Origin of the sequence: Cyclobacterium roseum, assembly GCF_010119225.1 — a bacterium.
In the GTDB taxonomy this organism is placed as follows: Bacteria; Bacteroidota; Bacteroidia; order Cytophagales; family Cyclobacteriaceae; genus Cyclobacterium; species Cyclobacterium roseum.
The window spans coordinates 93,728-115,862 of sequence record NZ_WNKF01000016.1; the positions used below are offsets into that span (position 1 = coordinate 93,728).

The window sequence follows — 22,135 nt, forward strand, 5'->3', positions numbered from 1 at the left end:
TCAATGTATTTCTGTACGTTTCCCAAAAATTGGCCTGGTGGCTTGGACAAAACAAGATCTAAACCTTTGTTAGTTTAGGTCGAATCTCCTGTGGGATATACTTATAAATTTCTGGTAAGTCGAACCAACCCCATTCCTACGATGCCCTTAAACCAAACTGAACGTCAAATTTTACGCAAACACCTGATCGAATCGCTAAGTGGTGAAAAAGCACATAGTACCTTTGATCGGGTGATAGCCGATTTTCCGCTGGAGGCCATCAATAAAAAAGTGCCGGGCATTCCCCATTCTCCCTGGTTCCTGGTAGAACACATGCGAAGGGCGCAGCGGGATATCATCGAATTTATAAACAACCCCAACTATCGGGAAATGAACTGGCCGGAAGACTATTGGCCAACAGCCGAAGCGGATCCGCATACCTGGAAACAATCTATAGAAGGTTTTTTTGCCGACCGAAAGGAACTGATCCAGCTGGTAGAAGATGATTCGATTGATCTGTTTGCCCCCATTGCGCATGCTCCGGATTACACGATATTCCGGGAAATTATCCTCATGGCCAATCACCACTCCTACCATACCGGTCAATTGCTTTACCTTAAAAGAGTCTTTAAAAGTGAGCCTAGCTAAGGAAAATCAAGCAAATTTCAACCACTGTTAGTTACCTGCTTTATGGCTAAATTGTGTAACTTGTTTAGCACTTAACCATCAACTAATGGGAATATTGAAAAAACCAGGCGTATACATCGAAGAAAAAAATGCTTTCCCTTCTTCGGTAGTGCAAGTACCAAGTGCAGTTCCCGCATTTATCGGGTATACAGCCAAACGGCCAACTAACCAAGCCAGGCGCATTTCCTCCTTTTTGGAATTCGAACAGTTTTTTGGAGGACCAGGTCCCCGCCTGTTTCGGCTTCATGCGAAAGGAGATAGAGACAACCAGCGGGATCAGGCACCGGTAGCTATGGAAAGTACCATCGAAACGGAAGCAAATGATCCGATCGGCGAAATCAATGGCTATGGACTGAGTAGAGTAGGACCGTCATACCGGCTTTATGCGGCCATAAAGTTGTTTTACCAAAATGGGGGAGGTACCTGCTATATCGTTTCGGTAGGTGGATTTGATGAAGGGGAACCGATCCAAGCGGCCAGTCTTAGGACCGGTTTGCAAGCCCTGGAGCAAGAACCGGAACCCACCCTGGTACTGGTTCCCGATGCCGTATCTCTGGATACAGCCGAGGCATTTTATAGCCTGTGCCGCAAGGTAATCGCCCATTGCGGGCAGATGAGGAACCGGATGGCCATTTTGGATGTGTACCAAGGCTACAAAGCCTTGCAAAAGTCCGTTGTGGACAGGTTCCGCCAAGAGATCGGCAGCGAATCACTCAGCTACGCCGCCGCCTATTACCCCTGGCTGGAAACAACGATAGTAGCCGAATCGGATCTATCCTTTCAAAATCTGACAGACGATAGCCTGGAACGGCTCGTTGAAATGATCAGTGGGGAACTTTCGCTTACCGATCATCCCGAAAATGAATCAAAAAGCGAAGCGCTACGAAAAGAGCGGGTTTTATCCCTGGTAAAACAACTTCCCGATTATACATCAGTTGCCGTGAAAAGCTGGGACGATCACCGCAATACTTCCGGCAAACTTTCTCCCGCTGACTTGCACCGCACGCTTTTGACGGTAAGCCAGGCCTATAAAGCATTTATGGGATTTCTGCAAAAGTACCTGAACCGGCTGCCACCTGCTGCAGCAATGGCAGGCTTGTATTCCTTGGTGGATTCCACGAGCGGGGTTTGGAAAGCCCCCGCCAATCTCTCTCTGAATTCCGTCATTGCGCCATCGGTACCCATTTCCACCGAGGAGCAAGAGTATCTGAATACCCCCTTGGATGGAAAAGCGGTCAACGCCATCCGTACCTTTATTGGGGAAGGCGTGCTGGTATGGGGGGCGCGCACGCTGGATGGAAACAGCAACGATTGGCGGTACATTCCTGTGCGACGGACGGTGATGGTGATCGAACAATCGATGATGTCGGCCGTCAAAGCCTACACCTTTGAACCCAATCAGGCTGCTACCTGGATCACTGTCAAATCCATGCTGGAAAATTACCTGACACAGCAGTGGAAAATGGGAGCTTTGGCCGGAGCGAGCCCAGCAGAGGCTTTCTCAATACGCGTTGGGGTAGGGGAAACGATGACGGCTGAGGATGTCCTGAATGGTACTATGCGGGTAAGGGCATTGGTCGCTGTGAGCCGACCTGCTGAATTTATTGAAATCACTTTTGAGCAAGCCATGCAAAAGGCTTAAAGGATCCTGATGGCTGGATGGAAGCAAACTGGAGCCCATTCCATTTAAAAAGGCTACCTAATAGCAAGCTTGGCCAAAACACCACCCAGAGGGTTGATGATAGCGCATGTGAACGATAGTAAATGACAGATAAAAATGAGAACAGATTGGAAATACCGCCTGGTGCTTGCTTTTCAAATGGGAGTGCTTTATACCCTTGGAATTTGGGCAATGGACTATTTTTCGGGCGAAACCAGGTATTCGCCGGAAAGCTTACTATTTCAGGGCCTGTTTTTTGGTCTCTCGTTCGCACTAATATTCCCCTACCTCTTTAACCGGCTGGGGGGAATGGTATTTAGCAAAATCGGTGCAGCCATCCATCCGGCACTGGAGCCGGGGGAAGAAATCCAGCGAGAGGCTCCCGCCACCCTTTTCAAAGGCATGGAAGGAGTAGGAGGCAAACTGTTTTTAACCAACAAAAAGCTCATTTTCAAGTCCCACGCACTGAACATACAGAAAGGGCAAACGGATATTGACTATGAAACGATCTCCGGGGTTGAAAAAAGAGAGGTGGGAAAAAGGAAGTATCCCGGTATTTGCATTCAAACAAAGGATGGTAAGAAGTACAAAATGGTCGTTTATGAGCCAGAGGTGTGGATAGCGGAACTAAATGAAAGGATAACCCCATAAAAAAGCGGCTTTCCTGAATTTTAAGCATTTCTTAAGATTCAATTAATGGATTCTTAAGCGAGTTATATGCCTATTTGGTAGATGAGAATTTTGATAGTTGAAGACGAGAAGGGAATAGCGGCTTTCCTTAAACAAGGATTGGAGGAAGAGTCTTTTGCTGTGGATATAGCTGATAAAGGAAAAATGGGTCTTCGATTGGCTTTATCAGGGGAGTCCGTTATCCTTTTATTGGACTGGATGCTTCCGGGATTAAGCGGAATTGAAATTTGCAGGCAGTTCAGACGAGAATTCCCAACTACTCCGGTCATTTTTCTCACCACCAGGGCCACCAAACATTTGTAGCATCAAAAAACTTTTTAAAAAACAGGTATCCCCTGTCATATAAAACTAACTTTTAGGCACTAATGGGTAAGAATGAAAAAACGGCAACTGGAAAACCTCCTTTACCTCTTTAACCGGCTAGGGGGAATGTTATTTAGCAAAATCGGTGGAGCCATCCACCCGGCAGGTTGCTAACCTTTGAAATTCTCTCTATCGGGAAATTTTGGCAAGGTGAAGAAAAAGGTGCTGCCTTTACCGGGGACTGATTGTGCACCGATTGTTCCACCATGGATTTCAAGTATCCGTTTGCAGGCCGAAAGTCCGATTCCTGTTCCAGAAATGCTGTCATGTGAGTGTAGCCTTTTCATAAATCCAAATATTTGATCCGCATACTTCATTTCAAATCCCATCCCATTGTCCTTGACCAAAACCTTGATTTTATCCCCTTTGTCTTCATAGGTTACTTTTATAATGGGGTCCTCATTGGATCGGTATTTTATGGCATTGCTAAAAAGGTTCTGAAAAAGCCGCACCAACTGGATTTTATGCCCGTAAATTGTTGGCAATTCCGGAATTATAAAGGTAGCATTTTCCTTATTTACCTGATCCCGAATCATCTCCAGCGCAAATTCACAGACTTCATTTAAAGAAACGGACTCAAATTCAAGTTCATTTTCATCAATTTTGGAGTATTCCAGCAGGTCTTTGATCATTAGTTTCATCCGTTGGGTGTTACTTTTGATCAGTGAAAAGTACTGTCTTTCGTTATTTCCGGAAGACAACTTTACCTTTTTTTCCAACAAGCCAATCAAGCCGGATATGGTATTTAGAGGAGCCTGTAAATCATGGGAAGCGGTGTAGGCAAATTGTTCAAGATCTTGGTTGATCTGTTTTAACCGTAAAACAGTTTGATCGGCCTTTTCTCTGGCTTTTTTTAGTTCCAGCTCATATTGTTTTCGTTGGGTGATGTCCAACACGGAAAAACGATAAACAGGCTGCAAATCCGACTGGTTAAGAATACGCCTGGCATTGATCAGCGTTGGCAGCCTGGCCAAGCCTTTGGTTTTAAGGGAAAGGTTTATTTCGGAAACCTCCCCTTGCATTTGAAGCAGGGGCATCAGATGTGTTTCAAAATAAATTTTTTCTCCCATGCCCAAAAAATCTTGAAATGATTTTTGACGGACGATTTCATCCCGTGGATAATCCAACCATTTTAGCAATGTGGCATTTATATTTACGATTAATCCGTCTTCACGCATGGTCATGTACCCAAACGGTGCGTTTTGGTACAGGTCTTCTGCGTCCTCTATGAATGGCTGAAAATTCAATCCGCTCTATTTAGAAAGGTTTGCATATGGGATATAACTTTGTCTGGTGCCGTAAGGTGTGGACAGTGACCAGAAGCATCCAGGAGTTCATACGTACTATTAGGTATTTGTTGGTGAACAAATTCTCCAACTTTGACCGGGGCAATTACATCCGGATGACACTGGATGATCAAAGAGGAGGTCAAAACCTTCGATAAATCTTCCCTATTGTCACCCAGAAAAGTCACTTTTGCAAAATGCCTGGCGATTTCAGGATTCATACTGCAAAAACTGTTCCTGAGTTCTTCAGAATATTCCGGCATTTCCGGATTTCCGATAATTACGGGCGTGATGTAACTTGACCAACCTAGATAGTTATTTTCTAAGGTTTCTACCAATTCATCGATATCCTGTCTTGTAAAGCCTCCAAAATATCCGTCTTTATTGATGTAACAAGGGGAGGGTCCTATCAACACCAGCTTTTCAAAAAGATCTGGTCTTTTTATGGAAGCCAGTGCTCCGATGATGCTACTTACTGAGTGCCCTACAAAAATCACTTGCTTGAGTTGCAGTTCATCGCAAATTTCGATTAGGTCATCCGCATAACCATGGAGAGAATCGTATTTTTCAAAATCATAGGCACTTTGATCTGATTTTCCGGAACCCACATGATCAAACAAAATAATTTGGTAATCTTCTTCAAACGCAGGCGTAATGTATCGCCACATGTGCTGGTCACATCCGAAGCCATGGGCAAAAACCATCGGCTGATTTCCATTCCCTAAAATATTTACATTATTTCTTTGTTTTATTTTATTTTTCATAGACAGAAGTTACCATATATTTTTGGTTTTCAGTAAATTTGAGTCCTATTTTGTCCGACTTATCATCAGACTTTTTTCTATCCAGCTCCACCAATTCTTGATTTTATGATTCGTTAGAATCTTGTTGCGATAATCATGCCACCGTGTATCGCTTGCGTCATACCTGCTTGCCCAGCTCAATTTCATCCGGTTTGCGGTTCAAAAAAATTAGTCCTCCAATCTAATTCATTCTCCCGCAAGCTTGTTCAAGCGAATAAACTTTTAAACCAATGAATCCGCCCAGCAATTTTCTTTTGAGTCAATTATTGGTAATTTGTCGGCCATATTCTTCCCTAAAATAACCGTCCATGCATCGTACCATTAGTTGCTGCCTTTCTGCGCTGGTATTTTATGCCTGTTCCTCAGGCACCACCGATCAGTCTGTCCAGGCTGAGGATTCTAAACCTAACATCATTTACATCCTTGCCGATGACCTGGGCTATGGGGATTTGGGATTTACCGGACAAGAACACATAGCCACCCCAAACATCGACCAACTAGCCGCGGATGGAATGTTCTTTACCGCTCATTATTCCGGGTCTACCGTGTGCGCCCCGTCCAGAAGTACCCTGGTATCGGGCTTGCATACCGGTCATGCCCCGGTCAGGGGCAATTACGAAATCCAACCCGAAGGACAATATCCCTTACCGGACTCCGTTTTTACTGTTTTCGAATCCCTGAAAGCTAGCGGCTACACCACAGGTGCCTTTGGTAAATGGGGGCTGGGCTATCCCGGTTCGGAAGGAGACCCCAATAATCAAGGGGTGGATGTTTTTTATGGATACAACTGTCAGCGAATGGGGCATAATTACTACCCTTACCACCTTTGGCACAACCAGGACTCGGTGGTGTTGGAAGAAAATGCCGGTAAAGACCTGGGGCTTTATGCGCCCAACCTGATCCACGAGCAAACTTTACAATTTATTGAAGACAATCAGGAGAAACCTTTTTTTCTATATGTACCCAGCATCATTCCCCATGCGGAACTGATCGCTCCGGAGGCGCAAATGGCCGAACACCTGGGGCGGTTTGAAGAGACACCGTATGAGGGGGTAGATGATGGTCCCAATTACAAAATTGGAGGCTATATGTCACAGGAAAACCCCAGGGCTGCTTTTGTGGCCATGGTCGAACTGCTGGATGAGCAGGTGGGGGAAATCCTGGCGAAGCTGGACCAGCTAGGCTTACGAGAAAATACCCTGGTGATATTCACCTCCGACAACGGCCCTCACCTGGAAGGAGGAGCGGATCCGGACTTTTTCAATAGCAACGGACCCTTCCGGGGCCACAAGCGTGATTTATACGAGGGCGGCATTCGGGTACCCATGATTGCCAATTGGCCCGGGAAAATTCAGTCGGGTCGCACGGATCATCCATCTGCTTTTTGGGATGTGTATGCCACGCTGGCTGATCTGACTGGGGCGGAACTGCCTGAAAAAACGGACGGAATTTCGTTTGCGCCCACTTTACTAGGCAGAACCGGTGAGCAAGCCAAACACGAGTACCTTTATTGGGAGTTTATTGAACAGGGCGGTAAACAAGCGGTTCGTAAAGGCGATTGGAAAGCCATTCGGCTCAATCTGAACAAGGACCCAAACCCTCCCATTGAATTGTACAATCTGGCAGAAGATCCCGGAGAACAAAACAACCTGGCCGATCAGCACCCCGAACGGGTGGCGGAATTGAAGGAATTGATGGAGCATAGCCACAGACCCAACCCGGTTTTCAAATTGTATGCATCGGAGATCGAAGCTAAGTAATAGGGAATTTAGGTTTCTCCGGCTGGAATAATTGATCTGATATTCACGACAGATAAAACGGGCCATAAATAGGCTATTATTGGATTTGCCTGGGTCATTTCGCGATAAGCGCAGGTAGTTCTTGTCCTGTCCTAGAGAGGCCAAACCCACAGAATCAGAGGCACGCCCAGTGCCAGCACCAGCAGGGTTAAGGGTAACCCGGGTTTCATGTAATCTGAAAAACGGTATCCTCCAGGACCCATTACCAGGGTATTGGATTGGTGACCAATGGGTGTCAGAAAGGAGGAAGATGCTCCTACGGCAATGCTCATCAGAAAAGGATCGGCAGAAAGCTCCATACTATAAGCGATCTGCAGCCCAATAGGAGCCATTAATACCACCGTAGCGGCATTGTTGATCAAGGCGGAAAGCAACATGGTGGTCAGCATGATGACCAATAGCATGGACCAGGCAGGGAAAATATCTGAGTACACCAACATCAACTTGGTGACCGTTGCTGCAGCTCCGCTGGTTTCAAATGCCTCACCTACGGGTATCATTGCGGCTAACAGGACAATAACCGGCCAGTCAATACTGGTATAAAAGTCCTTTAGGGGTAAAATCCTGGTAAGGACCATGGCCATGGCGGCTAATGTGAAGGCAATTTCTACCGGAAGCCAACCGGCAACAGCAGAAATGATGGCCGTAACAAAAATGCCAATAGCCAAAAGGGTTTGTTTTGGTTTTCCTATGTCCAGGCTTCTGCTTGCCAATGGCAGGCATTTCATTTCGTCCAGGGTTTCCGAAAGTTGCTCATCCCGCATTTGAAGCATCAGGACATCCCCGGAGCGGAATACTTCATGGTCAATTCTTTTGATGAGGATCCGGTCCCCCCGGGATAAGGCCAGCAAATTCACATCAAATCTGGATCGCATGTGTAGGTTTGCGGCCGTCTGACCTACGAGCGGGGAATTGGCCTGAATAATTCCTTCCGTGATAATGATTTTGGATTTATCTTTGGCAGATTCAATGAAATCTTCATGTCCTACCATTTCCAATTCAAAATTGCTGACCAATTCTTTAAGATCTTCGGTGCCGGATTCCAGGATAAGGATATCGTCCTCTTTAAACATGTGGTAAGGTCCGGGAGCATGTATTCTTTCCTTATTCCGGAGTATTCCCAGCACCTTGACATCAATGTCCTTATTGTTGGTAAGTTGCTGTATGTTTTTACTGATTAAATCAGAATCAGCAGTGACCCTCACTTCGGTGATGTAATTTTTTATTTGGAATAAATCTTCCCCGGATTGTTTGGACCTCCGGGTAGGGAGCATTCGCCAGCCTACCAGAGAAATAAAAATCAGTCCGGCAATAGCCAGGCCTGCGCCTACAGGCGCGAAGTCAAACATATCGAATGCAGGGACTTCATTGGTAGTCCTGAAAGCGGCAATAATAATGTTTGGAGGCGTTCCAATGAGCGTAGTCATTCCGCCGAGCAGGGAGGAAAAGGCAATGGGCATTAGCACCAGGGAAGGTGGATAATCGTTTTTTCTGGCGATTTGAATGGCGACGGGAATAAATATTGCCAAAGCACCCACATTGTTCATAAAGCCGGATAAAAGGGCGACGATGCCCGACATAGAAGCGACTTGTAAGGTCAGATTGCTTCCAACCCGGTCCATTATCCGGACGATCAGGTTTACAAGTCCAGAACTCTCCAGGCTCTTGCTGACAATCAGAACTGCCGCTACCGTAATGACAGCGGGATGTCCAAAGCCTAAAAAAACCTTCTCATAAGGGATTAAGCCAAGAATGGCCAGAATAAGCAGGGCAAATAATGCCACCAGGTCATACCTGATCTTGCCCCAAACAAAAAAGATTAGGGAAAGGCCAAGTACGGCAAATACAATAATTTCATTCATAAACTAGTTTACATTGCAATGGGAGCTGCTAAACAGGCATTGGGAATGTTAAATGCGTTTACCAGCGGAACCGCATCCTTCCGTATTTCCCAGCACAATTGATTGACCATTTTTCGGATCGCTTTGGTTTTTACGCCTTCCATATATCCCTGTTCCAGGTACCAGCCTTTGTGGGTTTCCAACTGGTACAAAGCAAACAAATCACATAATTTCTTCAGCACAGTCTTGATTTTTGGGTCCGGGGTTTGAGCGGTTTTGGCTATAAATTTCTCCAAAATTACCCGTTCGATGTAGGCTTGCCCCATATTGACCAAGTGATGCTGGGATACGTTTACCGCATCAAAGGGATCCATCCCTTCATCCATCAGCCGCTTCAAGCGCTTTGCTCCGGAATCCAGAATGCTGTTTTCCCGGTATTCAAAAGCACTCAAATGAAACTCCGAATCCAACAGGTGATCTTCGTCTGTATTTCGGATGATCAGCGGGTTCTTTTCCGTAATGGATGTCTTCGTTTTGGAGGCTACGTAATTGATAATGGTAAACAGGTTCATGTTTTCAAACTGCTCTTTATAGGCACTCAAGCGGCTTTTGGCCACCAATTGCATGAGTACCGTATTATCCCCTTCGAAGGTGGTATAGACATCCGTGTCGTTTTTTAAGGCATCGATCCGGTTTTCGGATAAGTAGCCCTTACCCCCACAGGCTTCCCTGCATTCTTGTAAAGTGGCCGTATTTTGCCAGGTTACATAGGATTTCATTCCAGCCGCCAGGGCCTCTATTTCCTGCATTTCCTCCTCCTTCCGGTGAAGAAAGCGATCGGTAACGTATTCCATAGCGAAATGGCAGGCATAGGTTTTTGCCAGCAAGGGGATTAGCCTCCGCTGGTGCATGCGGTAGTTCAATATGGGGATCTCTTCCCCGCCTTCCGGGCCAAACTGCCGTCGGCGGTCTCCGTAGCGGATCGCAATGGTCAGTCCGGATTTGGAAGCGGCAAGAGCAGATCTCGGAATGCCTATTCTTCCCCCTACCAGGGTACCCAACATGGTAAAAAAGCGCTTGTTATCACTGGCAATGGGGCTTTGAAATTGCCCGTCTTCATCCACGGACGAAAAGCGATCCAACATGTTTTCTTTTGGAATGACCACGTTTTCAAAAGCAATCAACCCATTGTCTACGCCATTCAGTCCCATCTTCCTGCCGCAGTCGGTAATTTTAATGCCTGGCAAGGTATTTCCTTCCTCGTCCCTCAACGGAACCACAAAGGTGCTGACCCCATAATCTTTTCCATCAATCAGCAGCTTGGCAAAAACGGTGGCCATTTTACCATGCATGGCGGCGTTTCCGATGTATTCTTTTCGGGCATCCTGATGGGGGGTGTGAATGGTAAAGGTTTGGTTTTGGTGATCATAATTGGCAGTGGTCTCAATCCCTTTTACATTGGACCCGTGATTGGTTTCAGTCATGGCAAAGCAACCGGGGAGTTTCAGCGTTCCGATGGCTTTCAGGTATTTGTCATGATGCTTTTTGGTGCCCAATGACAGGATACTCATGCCCCAAAGGCCAAATTGCACACCAAATTTGATCACCATGCTCAGATCCCGGTAACTCAGGGTTTCCATGACGGTGAAATAAGCCTCCATGTCGTCTTTACCTCCATGCTCCTCCGGGAATCCAATGGCTCCATAGCCTTTATCCGCCAGGAGCTGGCACCAAGAGAGCACCTGGTTACGATAGGTTTTTAGGTTATCAGGTTGGACATAATCAAAATTATCGGTAGCCAGGAAGGTCTTAAGTTCATCGATCAGGGGCTTTCTCTGCCCATCCAGGATTTTTGTGAGGGCGTTGACATCAAAGTCTACCTGGGTTTCGTAGCGAGTGGATATGTTGCTATGAGAGGACTTGAAACTGAGTGCAGCAGATTTACCGACGATGCCCAACCGTTTTTCCAGGTCAGACAGTTCTTTTTCTGCCTGCTCTATGGGAAAGGTATAGGCAACTTCCGGCGCCTCCTTTTTCAATAATTCAATACCCAGGGAAGTCAGGTTGGGGTAGGTTTTGCTTTCATCTACGGCAGAAGTGATGGTTTCCCACCAAAAATCCATTTCGCGGCGTTGTGGTGGCGATTCCGGACTGAGTTTTTCCCGGAGGAATTTTTTATCTTCTTCGCTGAGCCAGTCAGCCTGATTTAAAAACGTTATAAATGCCTGGTTTTCCTGATCCTGGATCAGGGTTTCCGACCATACCAGGTAAAGGATAGGTAATAAAACCAGTCCTCCTGGTGTCGGTTGTTTCGGGGCTTGCTGCATGGCGATAAATTTGGTTTTCTCTTAACAATTAAAAAGATAAGAAAAATATTCCAACCTACGCCTGCTTGCTCGTGAAACTTGAATTTTCTTAGAAGAAGGAAATGATTTCAAGTCAGTAGGAGCCCCTTAGTCTATTTTATCCCACTCTTCTGTATTATCAATATTCAGGGTATCCGAATTAAAGGTAGGATCCAATCCTTTTTTCCGTTGCTCCACGTAATCCCGCAAGGCATCCATGGCCGGTTTCCGCAATAGAAAAATGGCGATGATGTTTAACCAGGCCATCATACCTACCCCGATATCGCCCAGGGTCCAGGCCAGCGCGGCCGTTCGGATGGTGCCGTAGAAGGTGGCAATCAAAATCAATGCCCTCAATAAAAACAAGGGCCATTTACGGTTTTCGTCCCCCTGAAGGAAACTCAAGTTGGTCTCCGCAATGTAGTAGTAGGCCATGATGGTGGTAAAGGCAAAAAACATCAGGGAAATAGCGATAAATCCAGGGCCCATATTGGGAAAATGTTCGCTGATGGCAAACTGCGTGAATTCCGGTCCTATGGGTACACCAGGTAAGTTTTCGATGATAAAACCACCTTCCGGGTTGATAACATTATATTGGCCGGTAAAAAGAATCATAAATGCAGTGGCCGTACAGATAAATAAAGTATCCACATACACCGAAAAAGCCTGTACCAAACCCTGCTTGACGGGGTGACTCACTTCTGCAGCAGCAGCGGCATGCGGAGCAGTTCCCTGACCAGCCTCGTTGCTGTAGATTCCTCTTTTGATTCCCCAGGAAATGGCCATTCCGAAAATTCCTCCGAAGGTAGCGTCCATATTGAAAGCAGAACTAACAATTAATTTGATAACTCCGGGAATCTCGCTGATATTTAGTATCATAATGATAACGGCCATAAGAATATAGGCAGCTGCCATAAAAGGAACCACAATTTGAGCTACCTTACCGATTCTTTTTACGCCGCCAAAGATGATCAATGCCAGAAAAAAACAAATCACCAAACCGGTAATCCAGGTGGGTATCTGAAACGCATTTTCCACGCTGAGGGCGATGCTATTGCTTTGCACGCCGGGTAAAAAGAACGCGGTGCTCAGGATGGTAGCAAAGGCGAACAATACTGCATACCACCTGATTCCCAATCCTTTTTGTATGTAGAAGGCAGGTCCACCCCGGTATTGGCCCCCTTTGATTTCCTTAAACATTTGACCAAGCGTGGCTTCAATAAAAGCGGATGCACTGCCCAGAAAGGCAATGATCCACATCCAGAAGATTGCTCCCGGCCCACCCATCGCAATGGCGGTAGCCACGCCTGCAATATTTCCAGTACCCACGCGCCCGGAGATTGCGATCGCAAACGCCTGAAAAGAAGTAACCCCTTTATCGGAAGATTCTCCACCGAAAAGAAGTTTGATCATTTCACGGAAGTATCGTATTTGGAGAAATTTGGTGATGATGGAAAAATAAATCCCTGCACCTAAACAAAGGACAATCAAGGCATTACTCCAAATAATATCATTGATGGCGTAAATAATAGATTCCATAGAATAGAAAAGGTTGGCTTCAGTCGATTGGTGTACTGACCACAAAGAAAGCCAAAATATGTTTACAATTGATTTTGACGTTAAAAATTATCTGATTTTACCCATAAAATCTTATTTTGGTTAAAAAAGTGTACGATTTGAATCCAGTTTCTTTCTGCGGCAGGAAATGCGTTGAAAAGGGTAGGCCATAATAGAACAGTTTTTTACACGTCATTCGGGCAATGGCAAATAGGGCAGGGATGGTATTCCGTAAATTCCTTACATTTGTGCCGAAAGGCACGAAGAGAGCCAAATGAAACCGAATACCCCATGAAAGAATTAGGATTGATCAGTACCCTGAGCATAAACCGGTTTACCGATAATGGTGCTTATTTGCAGCTAAGTGATACGGGTGAAGTGTTGATTCCCAAGCGCTATTTGAAAGGGGATGAAAAAGAAGGGGATTTGTTGGAGGTTTTCGTCTATACCGATAGCGAAGATCGACCCGTAGCCGTAACTGATCGACCGGTAGCTTTGCTGGACGAGTTTGCGATGATGGAAGTTAAAGATGTAACGCCCATCGGAGCTTTTTTAGATTGGGGATTGGAAAAGGATCTCTTTGTTCCTAATTCTGAAATGCGCCAAAAGGTTGACAAAGGAGATCAGGTGTTGACCATCGTTTGCCTGGATCACCGAACCAACCGGCTGATAGGAGTCACTAAATACGAAGATTTTATACTGGCAGACACCAGCTTATTTCAGGAGGGCCAGGAGGTACAGGCGTTGGTGTTTGACCGGACGGACCTGGGGTTTAAAGTATTAATAGCTGGTTTTTACGAAGGGCTGATGTATGAAAATGAAGTCTTTCAGCACTTGGAAATCGGGCAAACCGTCACGGCCTTCATAAAGAAGATCCGGGAAGATAACAAAATGGACGTGCAATTGACCCCCATTGGCCGGCAGAAGTACGAAGATGGGGCCGATTTTATTCTTGCCAAAGTTAAGGAAACCGGTTTTTTGCCGCTTTCGGATAAATCCGAGCCCGATCGCATTCGGGAGCATCTGGGAATGAGTAAAAAACAGTTTAAGCAGTGCATCGGGCAGCTCTATAAAAAGAAAAAAATTGTTATTAGGGAAGATGGAATTCACTTACCCTGAGAGGAGCAGGTAGCTATTTTTCGGCAATCCTTTCGTTGATTCACCTATTTTCACAGAAAATCCGTTATTTTTACCCCTTGTCTGTGATAACCGATCTTGGTAGATCAGCAGGAAAGTATAGGTTCCTTGTAAAGGATTCAAAATTAACGTTCATTTGAGTAACACATACTATGGATAAGAAAACCGAAAACTTTTTAGGTATAGATGTGGGAGGTACCCATGTAAAAATTGGCCTGGTCAATACCAAAGGCCAAATCCTTCAGTTTGCCAAGGAACCAACAGCTTCGCTTCGGAGTCACGAACTGGGCTTTAATCTCGCCTTTGTAGACGTGGTGGGGAACTACCTCCGCCAATTTCCGGAGGTCCGGCATGTTGGCATCGGCCTGCCTGGCTTGGTAAGTAAAGATCGGACCACCACGCTGGAAATCCCCGCCATCTCTGAGTTGAATGGGTTTGATTTGAAAAATGCGCTGCTTGATAAGTACCCGGATATTATTTTTCATCTGGAAAACGATGCCAGTGCGGCTGCGGTAGGCGAATTGCATTTTGGCACGGGGAATACGCCTCAAAACTATCTTTTTATTACGCTGGGGACAGGTATCGGAAGTGCTTTGATTCTGGATGGAGCCGTTTTTAAAGGGGTCAGAGGAAATGCCATGGAAATGGGACACATGCTATCCCGGGGAAATAGTCGCCTCGAACCCCTGATAGGTCGAAACGGGATTCTGAAAATCGCCGGTAGCTTGCTGGAAAAATACCCGGAGGAAGCTGGTAAACTGGCTTCTCAGGAACTGGGCATGCACGTATTGGTAAGTGCTTCGTCCGAGGGAAATCCAATTGCCCTAAAAACCTTTGCCGAAGTTGGAGAAATTCTAGGGGAAGCCATTGTATCGACCATACGCATCCTGGATGTGAACGAAATTTACTTTGGAGGGGGGATTTCTGCCGCCTTGTCCTACATCATGCCCTCCATGGATAAAACGATCCATCAATACCTAAGTCCCTATTACCTATCTGATATTAAGATGCAACGGGCCACGTTGGAAAACGATGCAGGGACACTGGGGGCTGCTGCCCTCTGTTTTATGGATTAAGACGCGTAATGGTTACTTCACTGACCTTACTGATCGCATTCAATCGAAAAAGAACCTTTAGCGGTTCTTTTTCTTGTTTTCCCTCGCAGTTATCGGAAGGTTCCAGAAAGTAAATGAAGAAACTCTGGCTTTTATCGATCAGTTCCACCCGGTCGGGCCTACCAAACGTCTTAATAATTTCCTGGTTGTAACTGGCTAAAAAACTGTTTTTAATCGAACGCAATTCTTCCACATCCTGGATGCGCAGCCCGAGGCATCCGTTCCGGTCTTTTTTCCAATTTGACATATTCATGGTGCCGGTATCTAGTTTTCCGGTACAGGAAAGCAGGGAAAACAATAAAAAGATAGAAAAAAGGACGTTGAGAAATTTATGTTGCATGTATAGGAGTGTGGACGATCGTTTTTTGAAACCCAAATTTACCGCGAATGTTTGATTTTGCCCCGGGATTCGGGTACTAATTCCCATTTTCTATTTTTACTTCACGGCAATGGGCTGGTGGGGGCTGAGTGAGTAGGTTTTGCCGTTGTAATTCATTTCCACGGCCCGGTCCGATTCAGCCCGTTTGATGGCCCCGTTTTCCAGTTGGAATACGAAGAAGCAACTTTGATTAAAGGAGACCTCTGCCTCATCGTCACCATCCAAATCCATTGATTTCCCTTCGCCTCCGGCAATTTCCTTTCCGATATAGAAATTTTCCCCAACCCTTGCAAAGGAAGTTTCAAATCCCCCGCTGGTCCATTGGAATTCCTCCTTTAACCGATCCGCCTCCATTTCTCCTGCTCTTTTGGGATAAACCAGCAGATCAACAGTTGCTTCGGGCGTTTCAAATCGGACAGGTTTCAGCCATCCGTAGGTACTTTGAATGGAGGCAGCCGTGGTATCCAGTTCCACGCTCTCATTAAGACTGATAAAGTACTGTCGATCTCCCAGGGTACTGTATCCGGTATGCGCCAGGTCAGCCGAAATGTTGGTTTGCAGCGACCTACCATCATTTTCCAACAAAGGAACGGTCAGGCCAAAGGGCAGCTCTTGAGCACTTTTCAACCGGGTAACCAATAAATCCGGTGTCAACACAAATTCCTGACTAAAAAATGGTCCCCCTCTTCCGGTAACATAGCTGTAATGGATGGTGAATTTTACCAATAAGGGATGGACAAAATGAACCTCAGCTTCTCCCTGGTAGTTGGCAGGCAGATCCGCTATGCGTACCCAATGGCCTTTTTCCATCCATTCTGGCCCAAAGGAAATTCCCGATTGAGGCCGGTAATGATCCACCTTGTCCCCACTTCCAGTTACTAAATCAACGGTTTGCCCCCTTTCTAAATCGTGCTCTCCATCAGCAGGGCCAAGCCGTCCATCCCAGCCTTCTTTGATCATCCGAACCGTACCCAAGGGGGTCCAGCTTAAGCCATATTTGGGTACACTGGCCCCGCGCAAATTAACCATTACCTGGAAGCCCCCGGCATTCGCAAAAAAGGCTCCAAATCGATCGTCCGTTTCAAAGGCATACCCACCTGTTTCTGTGGGGGCGGGTACCTCCTGTATTTGGGACTGTCGGGTAAGGTAGGCCTCGGCCAGGTGTTGCACGATCGCGCCGGTATAATTTCCCCATTGACTGGCCGGTTGGTACCCAATACGCTCGCCGGGTTCAAAATGATTTTTTGTAATGAAAAACGACCCCATCCAGGGAGTATCTGTTCGCTGCCATCTCAATATGCTTTTAAAGGCCAGGTTAGCCGCCCGCCTGTATTGCCCCGCCAGCCGTTCATTTCCTTGCTTCCAGGCATCTTCGGCCATTGCTTCAAAAGCCAGTTGATAGAGTACATCATTAAAAATGTGGTTATCTGTCCTGCCATTGGGAGGGGCCTGCCCATCCGGAGCCTGCATAAAAAGGCTGGTACGGGTACCTCTCCTTACTGCTGAAAGCATCTCTCCTGAGGAGGGGCCATCATATTTTTCCATGGCCAGGCCAATCAGGTTTCCCCTTCCCACGGCTTCTACCGCCAGGGACTGAGGATCGCTACTCCAATCCTGGTATAGGTTCCACCGGTCATTCACAATTCGAATACGCTGGCTGTACTGATTCCAGGCGGTTTCAATAAATTCGGTGGCATACTTTTTTTCGCTCAAGCCCTTCATCGCCCGACTCCATTCGCCCTTCATGGCATAGGTGCGCCAATTGTTGATACGGCCGTCGAAATTCTGCATGACCTCGGCCAAAGGAGTTTCCATCCTCCTTTTCCACTCCTCATACAGCTCCTCCGGAATATGATTCTTGTAAAGGTCTAATCCATGAGTAAGCGGACTGATGAAAAATTCCCCGTGCTCATCCGGGATGGATTTCGTGCCTTTTGAAAAGTTCATCGTGCTGTGTTCCATGGCTTGTATTCCAGCTTCTTTTAGCTCCAATCCCACTCCGGCATCGAGCAAAACTCCTACGGCAAAGGCAAAATAGGGGGTAGCATACTGATGTTCCCGGTCCAGGTAGGGGTCAATTATGGCACCCACTTCATTTTGCTGTCGGGCCATGACCTGGCAGGTAGCTGCGATTACTTCCAGCATTTCTGTTTTTTCCAATTGACTTTCTTCCCATCCAGGAGCTGTCAGTTGAAAAGGAAGGTGCTGGGGTTCTTGTGCAAGGCCCTGGTTTGGTGCCTGAAAACTTAGAAAGCTTAATAAAATGAGGCAAATTCGATTGAGAATAGGAAAATGGAGCGATGGTATTATCATGGTTTTTTTAGGTTATTCTGATAATTCGTACGTGATGATTTCTTCTCTTCCCTGGTAGCTTACCTGAATACTAATTTTCTGTGAACCGATGGGAGGGTTCTCCAGAATGGTCACGTCGACCTCAGGTTCTTCCTTCTGATAGGGGATAAGCAGCGTGACCAAACGCTCTCCAACGGATCCCTCGGTCAAATTTTTTCTGAAAGATAGTGCCGTACGCGGTTCTTTTTTGGTGTAGACAAAAGATACCTGACCTTCCGCTTCTTCCAGTGTAAGCCCCTCCTGCGCCTGGGTTTTAAGGGAGAGGTTATAGCCATCAGTGAATTGGGTAGCTGCCTTCAAGTTTCCTTTATCGAGTTTGACCGGCCCTGGGGCCAATTGGAAATTCAGGTCCAGAATACCGCTAAAATCACCAATTGCCTCATCGATTAGTATAAAAAAGGAATGATCAAAAAAGATCACAGCCCTCCGGTGGGCGAGGCCTTCGTAGTTTTGGTTTTCTACCACCAAAAGATCGTGATTTTCTCCAGGTTGCCACAGTAGTAGCCGGGGTTCATAGGCGATGTTTTCACCATTGAGGGTAAGTGTTTGATGCACCTTGCTTTGCCGAAACCAGGCCCTGCCTTCCGGATCACCGCTGTAGATAAAACTTCCCGAGTCGGGCGTGAGGTTTCTTCCGCCAGCGTACAATTCAAACGTTCCGTTATCCGGCTGGCTGTGACCGCCCCCATTGGGCCCACATTTTAGCACCAGGCAAATGGCTTCCGGATTCCAACTGCTACGCATGGAATAAAGCCCGCTGTGCGGATAGGCAAAGGCGGTGGCCGCCGGTTTTTCTCCTTTTTGCCCTTCCGTAGCCACATAGGTAAAATCGGACCGATCAAATAATGCTGCCCATTCCAGCAACCGATCGTAATACTGACCAGGATTGCCCGTCCAGGCATCACCAAACTGCGGACTGGTACCGTTCGGAAAAGCCAGTTTCATGGGCACCGCTGCCATTTTTTCGATCATTTGTAGGTATGTATCAGGGAAAAGGTTACCTTTTCCATTCATTTCTGCCAGTTCATAAGTTCGCAGAAACCAGCGAATACTGCCCATGTGATAGCCAAAGGCGAGTTCCCGTTGATGGCCATCAGGGTATACCTGATGGGTGATTTCCTTGCTAAACCTTGAAATAGCCTCTTCCATCCATGCCTTTGATTCCTTAAATTCCGGAAAGGTCATGGCAATGAAGGCAAGCCCTTCCGCTTCCATCAAGGCCCAATTACTACCTTTGCTGTATTTGGTCATCAGGAAATCAGCATGCTCGTGCACCGCAGCCAAAAAGTCTACCAAGGCTTCAGGGGTGAAGGAAGGGGAGTCCAGAAAATACTGAAACAAGTTGGTCCATCGGTGGCCCCGGATTCCAGCTTCGATAGACCTCCAGGCGTAGTGATGCGCTTCATCCCTTGGATTTTTTTCTACCCAATCCATCATTTGGCGAACCCAGGCCCTGGCGTACTTTTCCTCCCCCGTCTGCCAGTAGGCTTTTGCCATGGCATCCCAGAAAGTCATGCGGTTCAATTGCCATACCCATTCGTTATCACTTACGGGTCTGCTGCCCCAATCAATGTCTTCCCCTACGTAAAAAGGCGGATAGGCGGGTTGTCCGACCATAATATGGGCAAGCGCATTATCGGCCATTTCCATGTCTTTTTCGGTGGCCAGATTTTCCAGCCGCATCCGTTCCTGTCGGTCAACCGGGTGTCTTACATCGCTTCTCTCCCGGAAGTGCTCTAACATACCCCGAGCGGCTACCAACGGATTTTCAGCATTTTGGATTGATTTGGCTGAAAAGCCCGCTTCAAAATCCATCAAGCCAAGCAGGTGGTGGTATTTTTGGTGGAAAGCATCCGTCGTTTTGCCGTGGACGATGTCTTCTTTGTTGTCTACAGACAAATTATATCCTATGGTTACCTGCTTTGCTTCGAGACTTCTGTTTCCTTTCCCGCCATTATTTCTAAAAATATTTCTTTTTACTTCAAAATCGTGAACTCCCTCCATCCAGTTATCTAAAAACAAGCCATGTCGGTCGTTTCCTTCCAGCAGATTCCTTTCCAGCAAACCGGTTTTACTCTCGGTAATATGTATTCCATGAAGTTTGTTTCTGGAGGATTCATTTCCAGCCAGAACAATGTTTTTGCCAAATGATAGGTGTATGCCGCTTCCCCAAGGGGAGTTACTAAACCTTCCATCCGTCACCTTTACCTCTGTCACCCTCAGGAGGTGAAGGTTATGGTGGAGGCCTTTTCCGGGAACCACATTGGATCCATTATCACTGAAATCACAACCAATAATTTGTACATTTTCGGCTCCCCGGATGGAAACGCCATGCTTAGTGAAGTTCCGTACCGTGACATTTTCCAGGGTAATGTGTTGGATTTGTCCCTCTTTTTCGGCTGAAAAAACCAGCCCTTCCCGGCGCAAAGCTGATTGTCGTGCCCGTTTTCTTCGTCCCTGGTTGGGATCGCTGCCGGGATCCACAGAGGCTGCGCCCTCAATCAGCAAATGGCGGATCACCACCTGCTGAATATCCGGAACTTTGTTGCGAATGGTAACCCCTGCCTTTCCAGCTTCCAACATCAATATGCTGCTTGCTCCCTGTCCTTCCAAATGGGTTTCAGCAGGGATGAGCAGGGGACCATCCAGTTGGTAAATCCCTTTCTTCAACATTACTTTTTTACCCGTACCGGCAGCCTTATCCAAGGCCTCTTGAATAGAAGCCCCAGGGGGCACGATCAGGTCTTCTTCATGTATGCCCTGGCTTGTATTTTGTTTTGCTCCGGTCTGCGGCCTTGCACTTGCTAGTGGAGGACCGGATGAAAGAGGCGTTTCCGATAGGGCAGGAGCCCTTTGCGATATCAGGAAATACCAGGAAGATGAAGGACGGGTTTGCTGGATGGCTTTTTCCGTATTAGGCATCCCGAGGTGCTTCACCTGGGTATAATGGTGGTATACGGATTCGTAAATATCCCTGAATTCACCCCTTCCTCTGGGAGAAATAGAACCATAGGCCGGTACCTCTTCTCCCAACATGTACTTTGCGGTATATTCAAAACCCAGCGCCAGTCTTTTGTCCGCTACCGCATAAAAATCCATACCCTGCGTCCAGGCCACCTGTGCCGCTTTGGCCAATTCACCCAGACCCAGCTGCACGTGGGGCCAATCTCTGGTGGATTCCTGGATTTGCCCGTTGGGATAAATGTATTTGGTAATGCCTCCGTTGTTGGGTCCCCAGTAAAATCGTTCGGCTGCCCGTTGAAATATATCTGGTCTGTCGGTGAAAACCCCGATGCAAAGCATGGTGTGAATCATGGCTGCATCCCAATTTCCATTGGCTTCAGTAAAAAAATCCCGGATAGTCGGATAGTATACCGTCAACATCATCTTTTCGAAGGCCCGGATATCAGCATCTTCCCAACCGTCATAGGTATATCTCAGTATTTCCGCTGCATTGAGAAAATGTTGTCCGGTCAGGGCGGCGATCAACTTGGCATCATTATCATCGAAATCCCATAATTTTTCCGACCAGGCGGCAAGGATGGAAATGGCTTTTTCCGCATGTACTTCCTTTTCGGTAATATACCAGAGCAACGCATGGCGGTAGGCCTCCATGGCACTGGCAGATAATTCGCGATGGCCCTGACCCTGTCGGCCATAAGATCCTCTTACCACATGGGTAAAGGCTTGCGGTTCAAAATCCAGGGAGGCGGCTTCCTGCAATCGCTGGTAGGCAGCCACCCACTGTTGATCCCCAGAGTGTATTTTGGCTTTCATGTACTCCAAATCGGCCTGACTTTGAAGCATGCCCGGATGGACAAATTGCTGGGGAAAAACCAGTGGGGGTTCCGGCGAGCGGGTCTGGGATACGAGTGAATTGGAATAAGAAAGCAATAAAAATAAAAGCGCACCGATTTTTATTTTCATTATTAGGATGGGGTTTATTGTCTAACCAATTCCCCAAATTAAGAAGTAGAAACGAAAATTGCTAGAAACCGCTACTTCCTTGCAGATTTTGGTGTTTTGAAGTTCAGGAAGTTTTGTAGAAAATGAAAAGGCATCGCCACATCACCATGTCATCAATAACCGTCATTGCGAGCGCCGCGAAGCAATCTGAACCGGAGCGTTGATGCAAGGAGCTC

15 protein-coding genes are annotated in these 22,135 nt (G+C 46.7%); 7 read left to right on the forward strand and 8 right to left on the reverse strand.

All coding sequences use genetic code 11. The features are described from left to right. Window positions 1-141 precede the first annotated feature (141 nt). The 4 genes from GJQ68_RS18685 to GJQ68_RS18700 all read left to right on the forward strand — a co-directional run bounded on the left by GJQ68_RS18685 (window position 142) and on the right by GJQ68_RS18700 (window position 3,319). Entirely contained in the window at window positions 142-627 is a 486-nt protein-coding gene (locus tag GJQ68_RS18685; protein ID WP_162418794.1) for a DinB family protein, read from the forward strand. A gap of 85 nt (window positions 628-712) precedes the next feature. Then, entirely contained in the window at window positions 713-2,308 is a 1,596-nt protein-coding gene (locus GJQ68_RS18690; protein ID WP_162418795.1) for a phage tail sheath family protein, read from the forward strand. Between the two features lie 135 nt (window positions 2,309-2,443). Beyond that, entirely contained in the window at window positions 2,444-2,977 is a 534-nt protein-coding gene (locus GJQ68_RS18695) for a PH domain-containing protein (RefSeq protein WP_162418796.1), read from the forward strand. Between the two features lie 81 nt (window positions 2,978-3,058). Further along, entirely contained in the window at window positions 3,059-3,319 is a 261-nt protein-coding gene (locus GJQ68_RS18700; protein ID WP_162418797.1) for a response regulator, read from the forward strand. 170 nt (window positions 3,320-3,489) lie between these two features. On the opposite strand, the gene GJQ68_RS18705 is transcribed toward GJQ68_RS18700, so the two are convergent. Both GJQ68_RS18705 and GJQ68_RS18710 read right to left on the reverse strand, forming a co-directional pair. Next, a complete protein-coding gene (locus tag GJQ68_RS18705) occupies window positions 3,490-4,626 on the reverse strand; it encodes a sensor histidine kinase (protein WP_162418798.1) in 1,137 nt (378 codons plus the stop codon). Then, on the reverse strand, window positions 4,623-5,429 hold the full coding sequence (locus GJQ68_RS18710) for an alpha/beta fold hydrolase (RefSeq protein ID WP_162418799.1): 807 nt from the start codon (window positions 5,427-5,429) through the stop codon (window positions 4,623-4,625). Before GJQ68_RS18710 ends, GJQ68_RS18705 begins: the two co-directional genes overlap by 4 nt. 347 nt (window positions 5,430-5,776) lie before the next feature. Here GJQ68_RS18710 and GJQ68_RS18715 point away from each other — a divergent pair, with 347 nt between their 5' ends. Beyond that, window positions 5,777-7,228 (forward strand): arylsulfatase, encoded by a 1,452-nt coding sequence (locus GJQ68_RS18715; protein WP_162418800.1) that lies wholly within the window; start codon window positions 5,777-5,779, stop codon window positions 7,226-7,228. A 131-nt stretch (window positions 7,229-7,359) separates the two neighbouring features. On the opposite strand, the gene GJQ68_RS18720 is transcribed toward GJQ68_RS18715, so the two are convergent. The 3 genes from GJQ68_RS18720 to GJQ68_RS18730 form a co-directional block, all read right to left on the reverse strand. Then, the gene (locus GJQ68_RS18720; RefSeq protein WP_162418801.1) at window positions 7,360-9,129 is read right to left on the reverse strand and encodes an SLC13 family permease; all 1,770 of its coding nucleotides are present in this window, start codon (window positions 9,127-9,129) and stop codon (window positions 7,360-7,362) included. Window positions 9,130-9,137: 8 nt separating this feature from the next. Continuing rightward, window positions 9,138-11,435: an acyl-CoA dehydrogenase family protein gene (locus tag GJQ68_RS18725; protein ID WP_162418802.1), complete on the reverse strand. Its 2,298-nt coding sequence runs from the start codon at window positions 11,433-11,435 to the stop codon at window positions 9,138-9,140. Window positions 11,436-11,561: 126 nt separating this feature from the next. Beyond that, window positions 11,562-12,992: an alanine/glycine:cation symporter family protein gene (locus GJQ68_RS18730; protein WP_162418803.1), complete on the reverse strand. Its 1,431-nt coding sequence runs from the start codon at window positions 12,990-12,992 to the stop codon at window positions 11,562-11,564. Window positions 12,993-13,301: 309 nt separating this feature from the next. Here GJQ68_RS18730 and GJQ68_RS18735 point away from each other — a divergent pair, with 309 nt between their 5' ends. Both GJQ68_RS18735 and GJQ68_RS18740 read left to right on the forward strand, forming a co-directional pair. Continuing rightward, window positions 13,302-14,129, forward strand: coding sequence for a CvfB family protein (locus tag GJQ68_RS18735; protein WP_162418804.1), 828 nt, complete (start codon window positions 13,302-13,304; stop codon window positions 14,127-14,129). A gap of 170 nt (window positions 14,130-14,299) precedes the next feature. Beyond that, entirely contained in the window at window positions 14,300-15,223 is a 924-nt protein-coding gene (locus tag GJQ68_RS18740) for an ROK family protein (protein WP_162418805.1), read from the forward strand. On the opposite strand, the gene GJQ68_RS18745 is transcribed toward GJQ68_RS18740, so the two are convergent. From GJQ68_RS18745 to GJQ68_RS18755, 3 genes are all read right to left on the reverse strand, one after another. Continuing rightward, the gene (locus tag GJQ68_RS18745) at window positions 15,213-15,602 is read right to left on the reverse strand and encodes a hypothetical protein (protein WP_162418806.1); all 390 of its coding nucleotides are present in this window, start codon (window positions 15,600-15,602) and stop codon (window positions 15,213-15,215) included. The two genes, GJQ68_RS18740 and GJQ68_RS18745, sit on opposite strands and share 11 nt — an antisense overlap. Before the next feature lie 96 nt (window positions 15,603-15,698). Continuing rightward, a complete protein-coding gene (locus GJQ68_RS18750; protein ID WP_162418807.1) occupies window positions 15,699-17,954 on the reverse strand; it encodes a hypothetical protein in 2,256 nt (751 codons plus the stop codon). A 12-nt stretch (window positions 17,955-17,966) separates the two neighbouring features. Continuing rightward, window positions 17,967-21,920, reverse strand: a complete 3,954-nt coding sequence (locus GJQ68_RS18755; RefSeq protein WP_162418808.1) for a heparinase II/III family protein — start codon at window positions 21,918-21,920, stop codon at window positions 17,967-17,969. Window positions 21,921-22,135 lie beyond the last annotated feature (215 nt).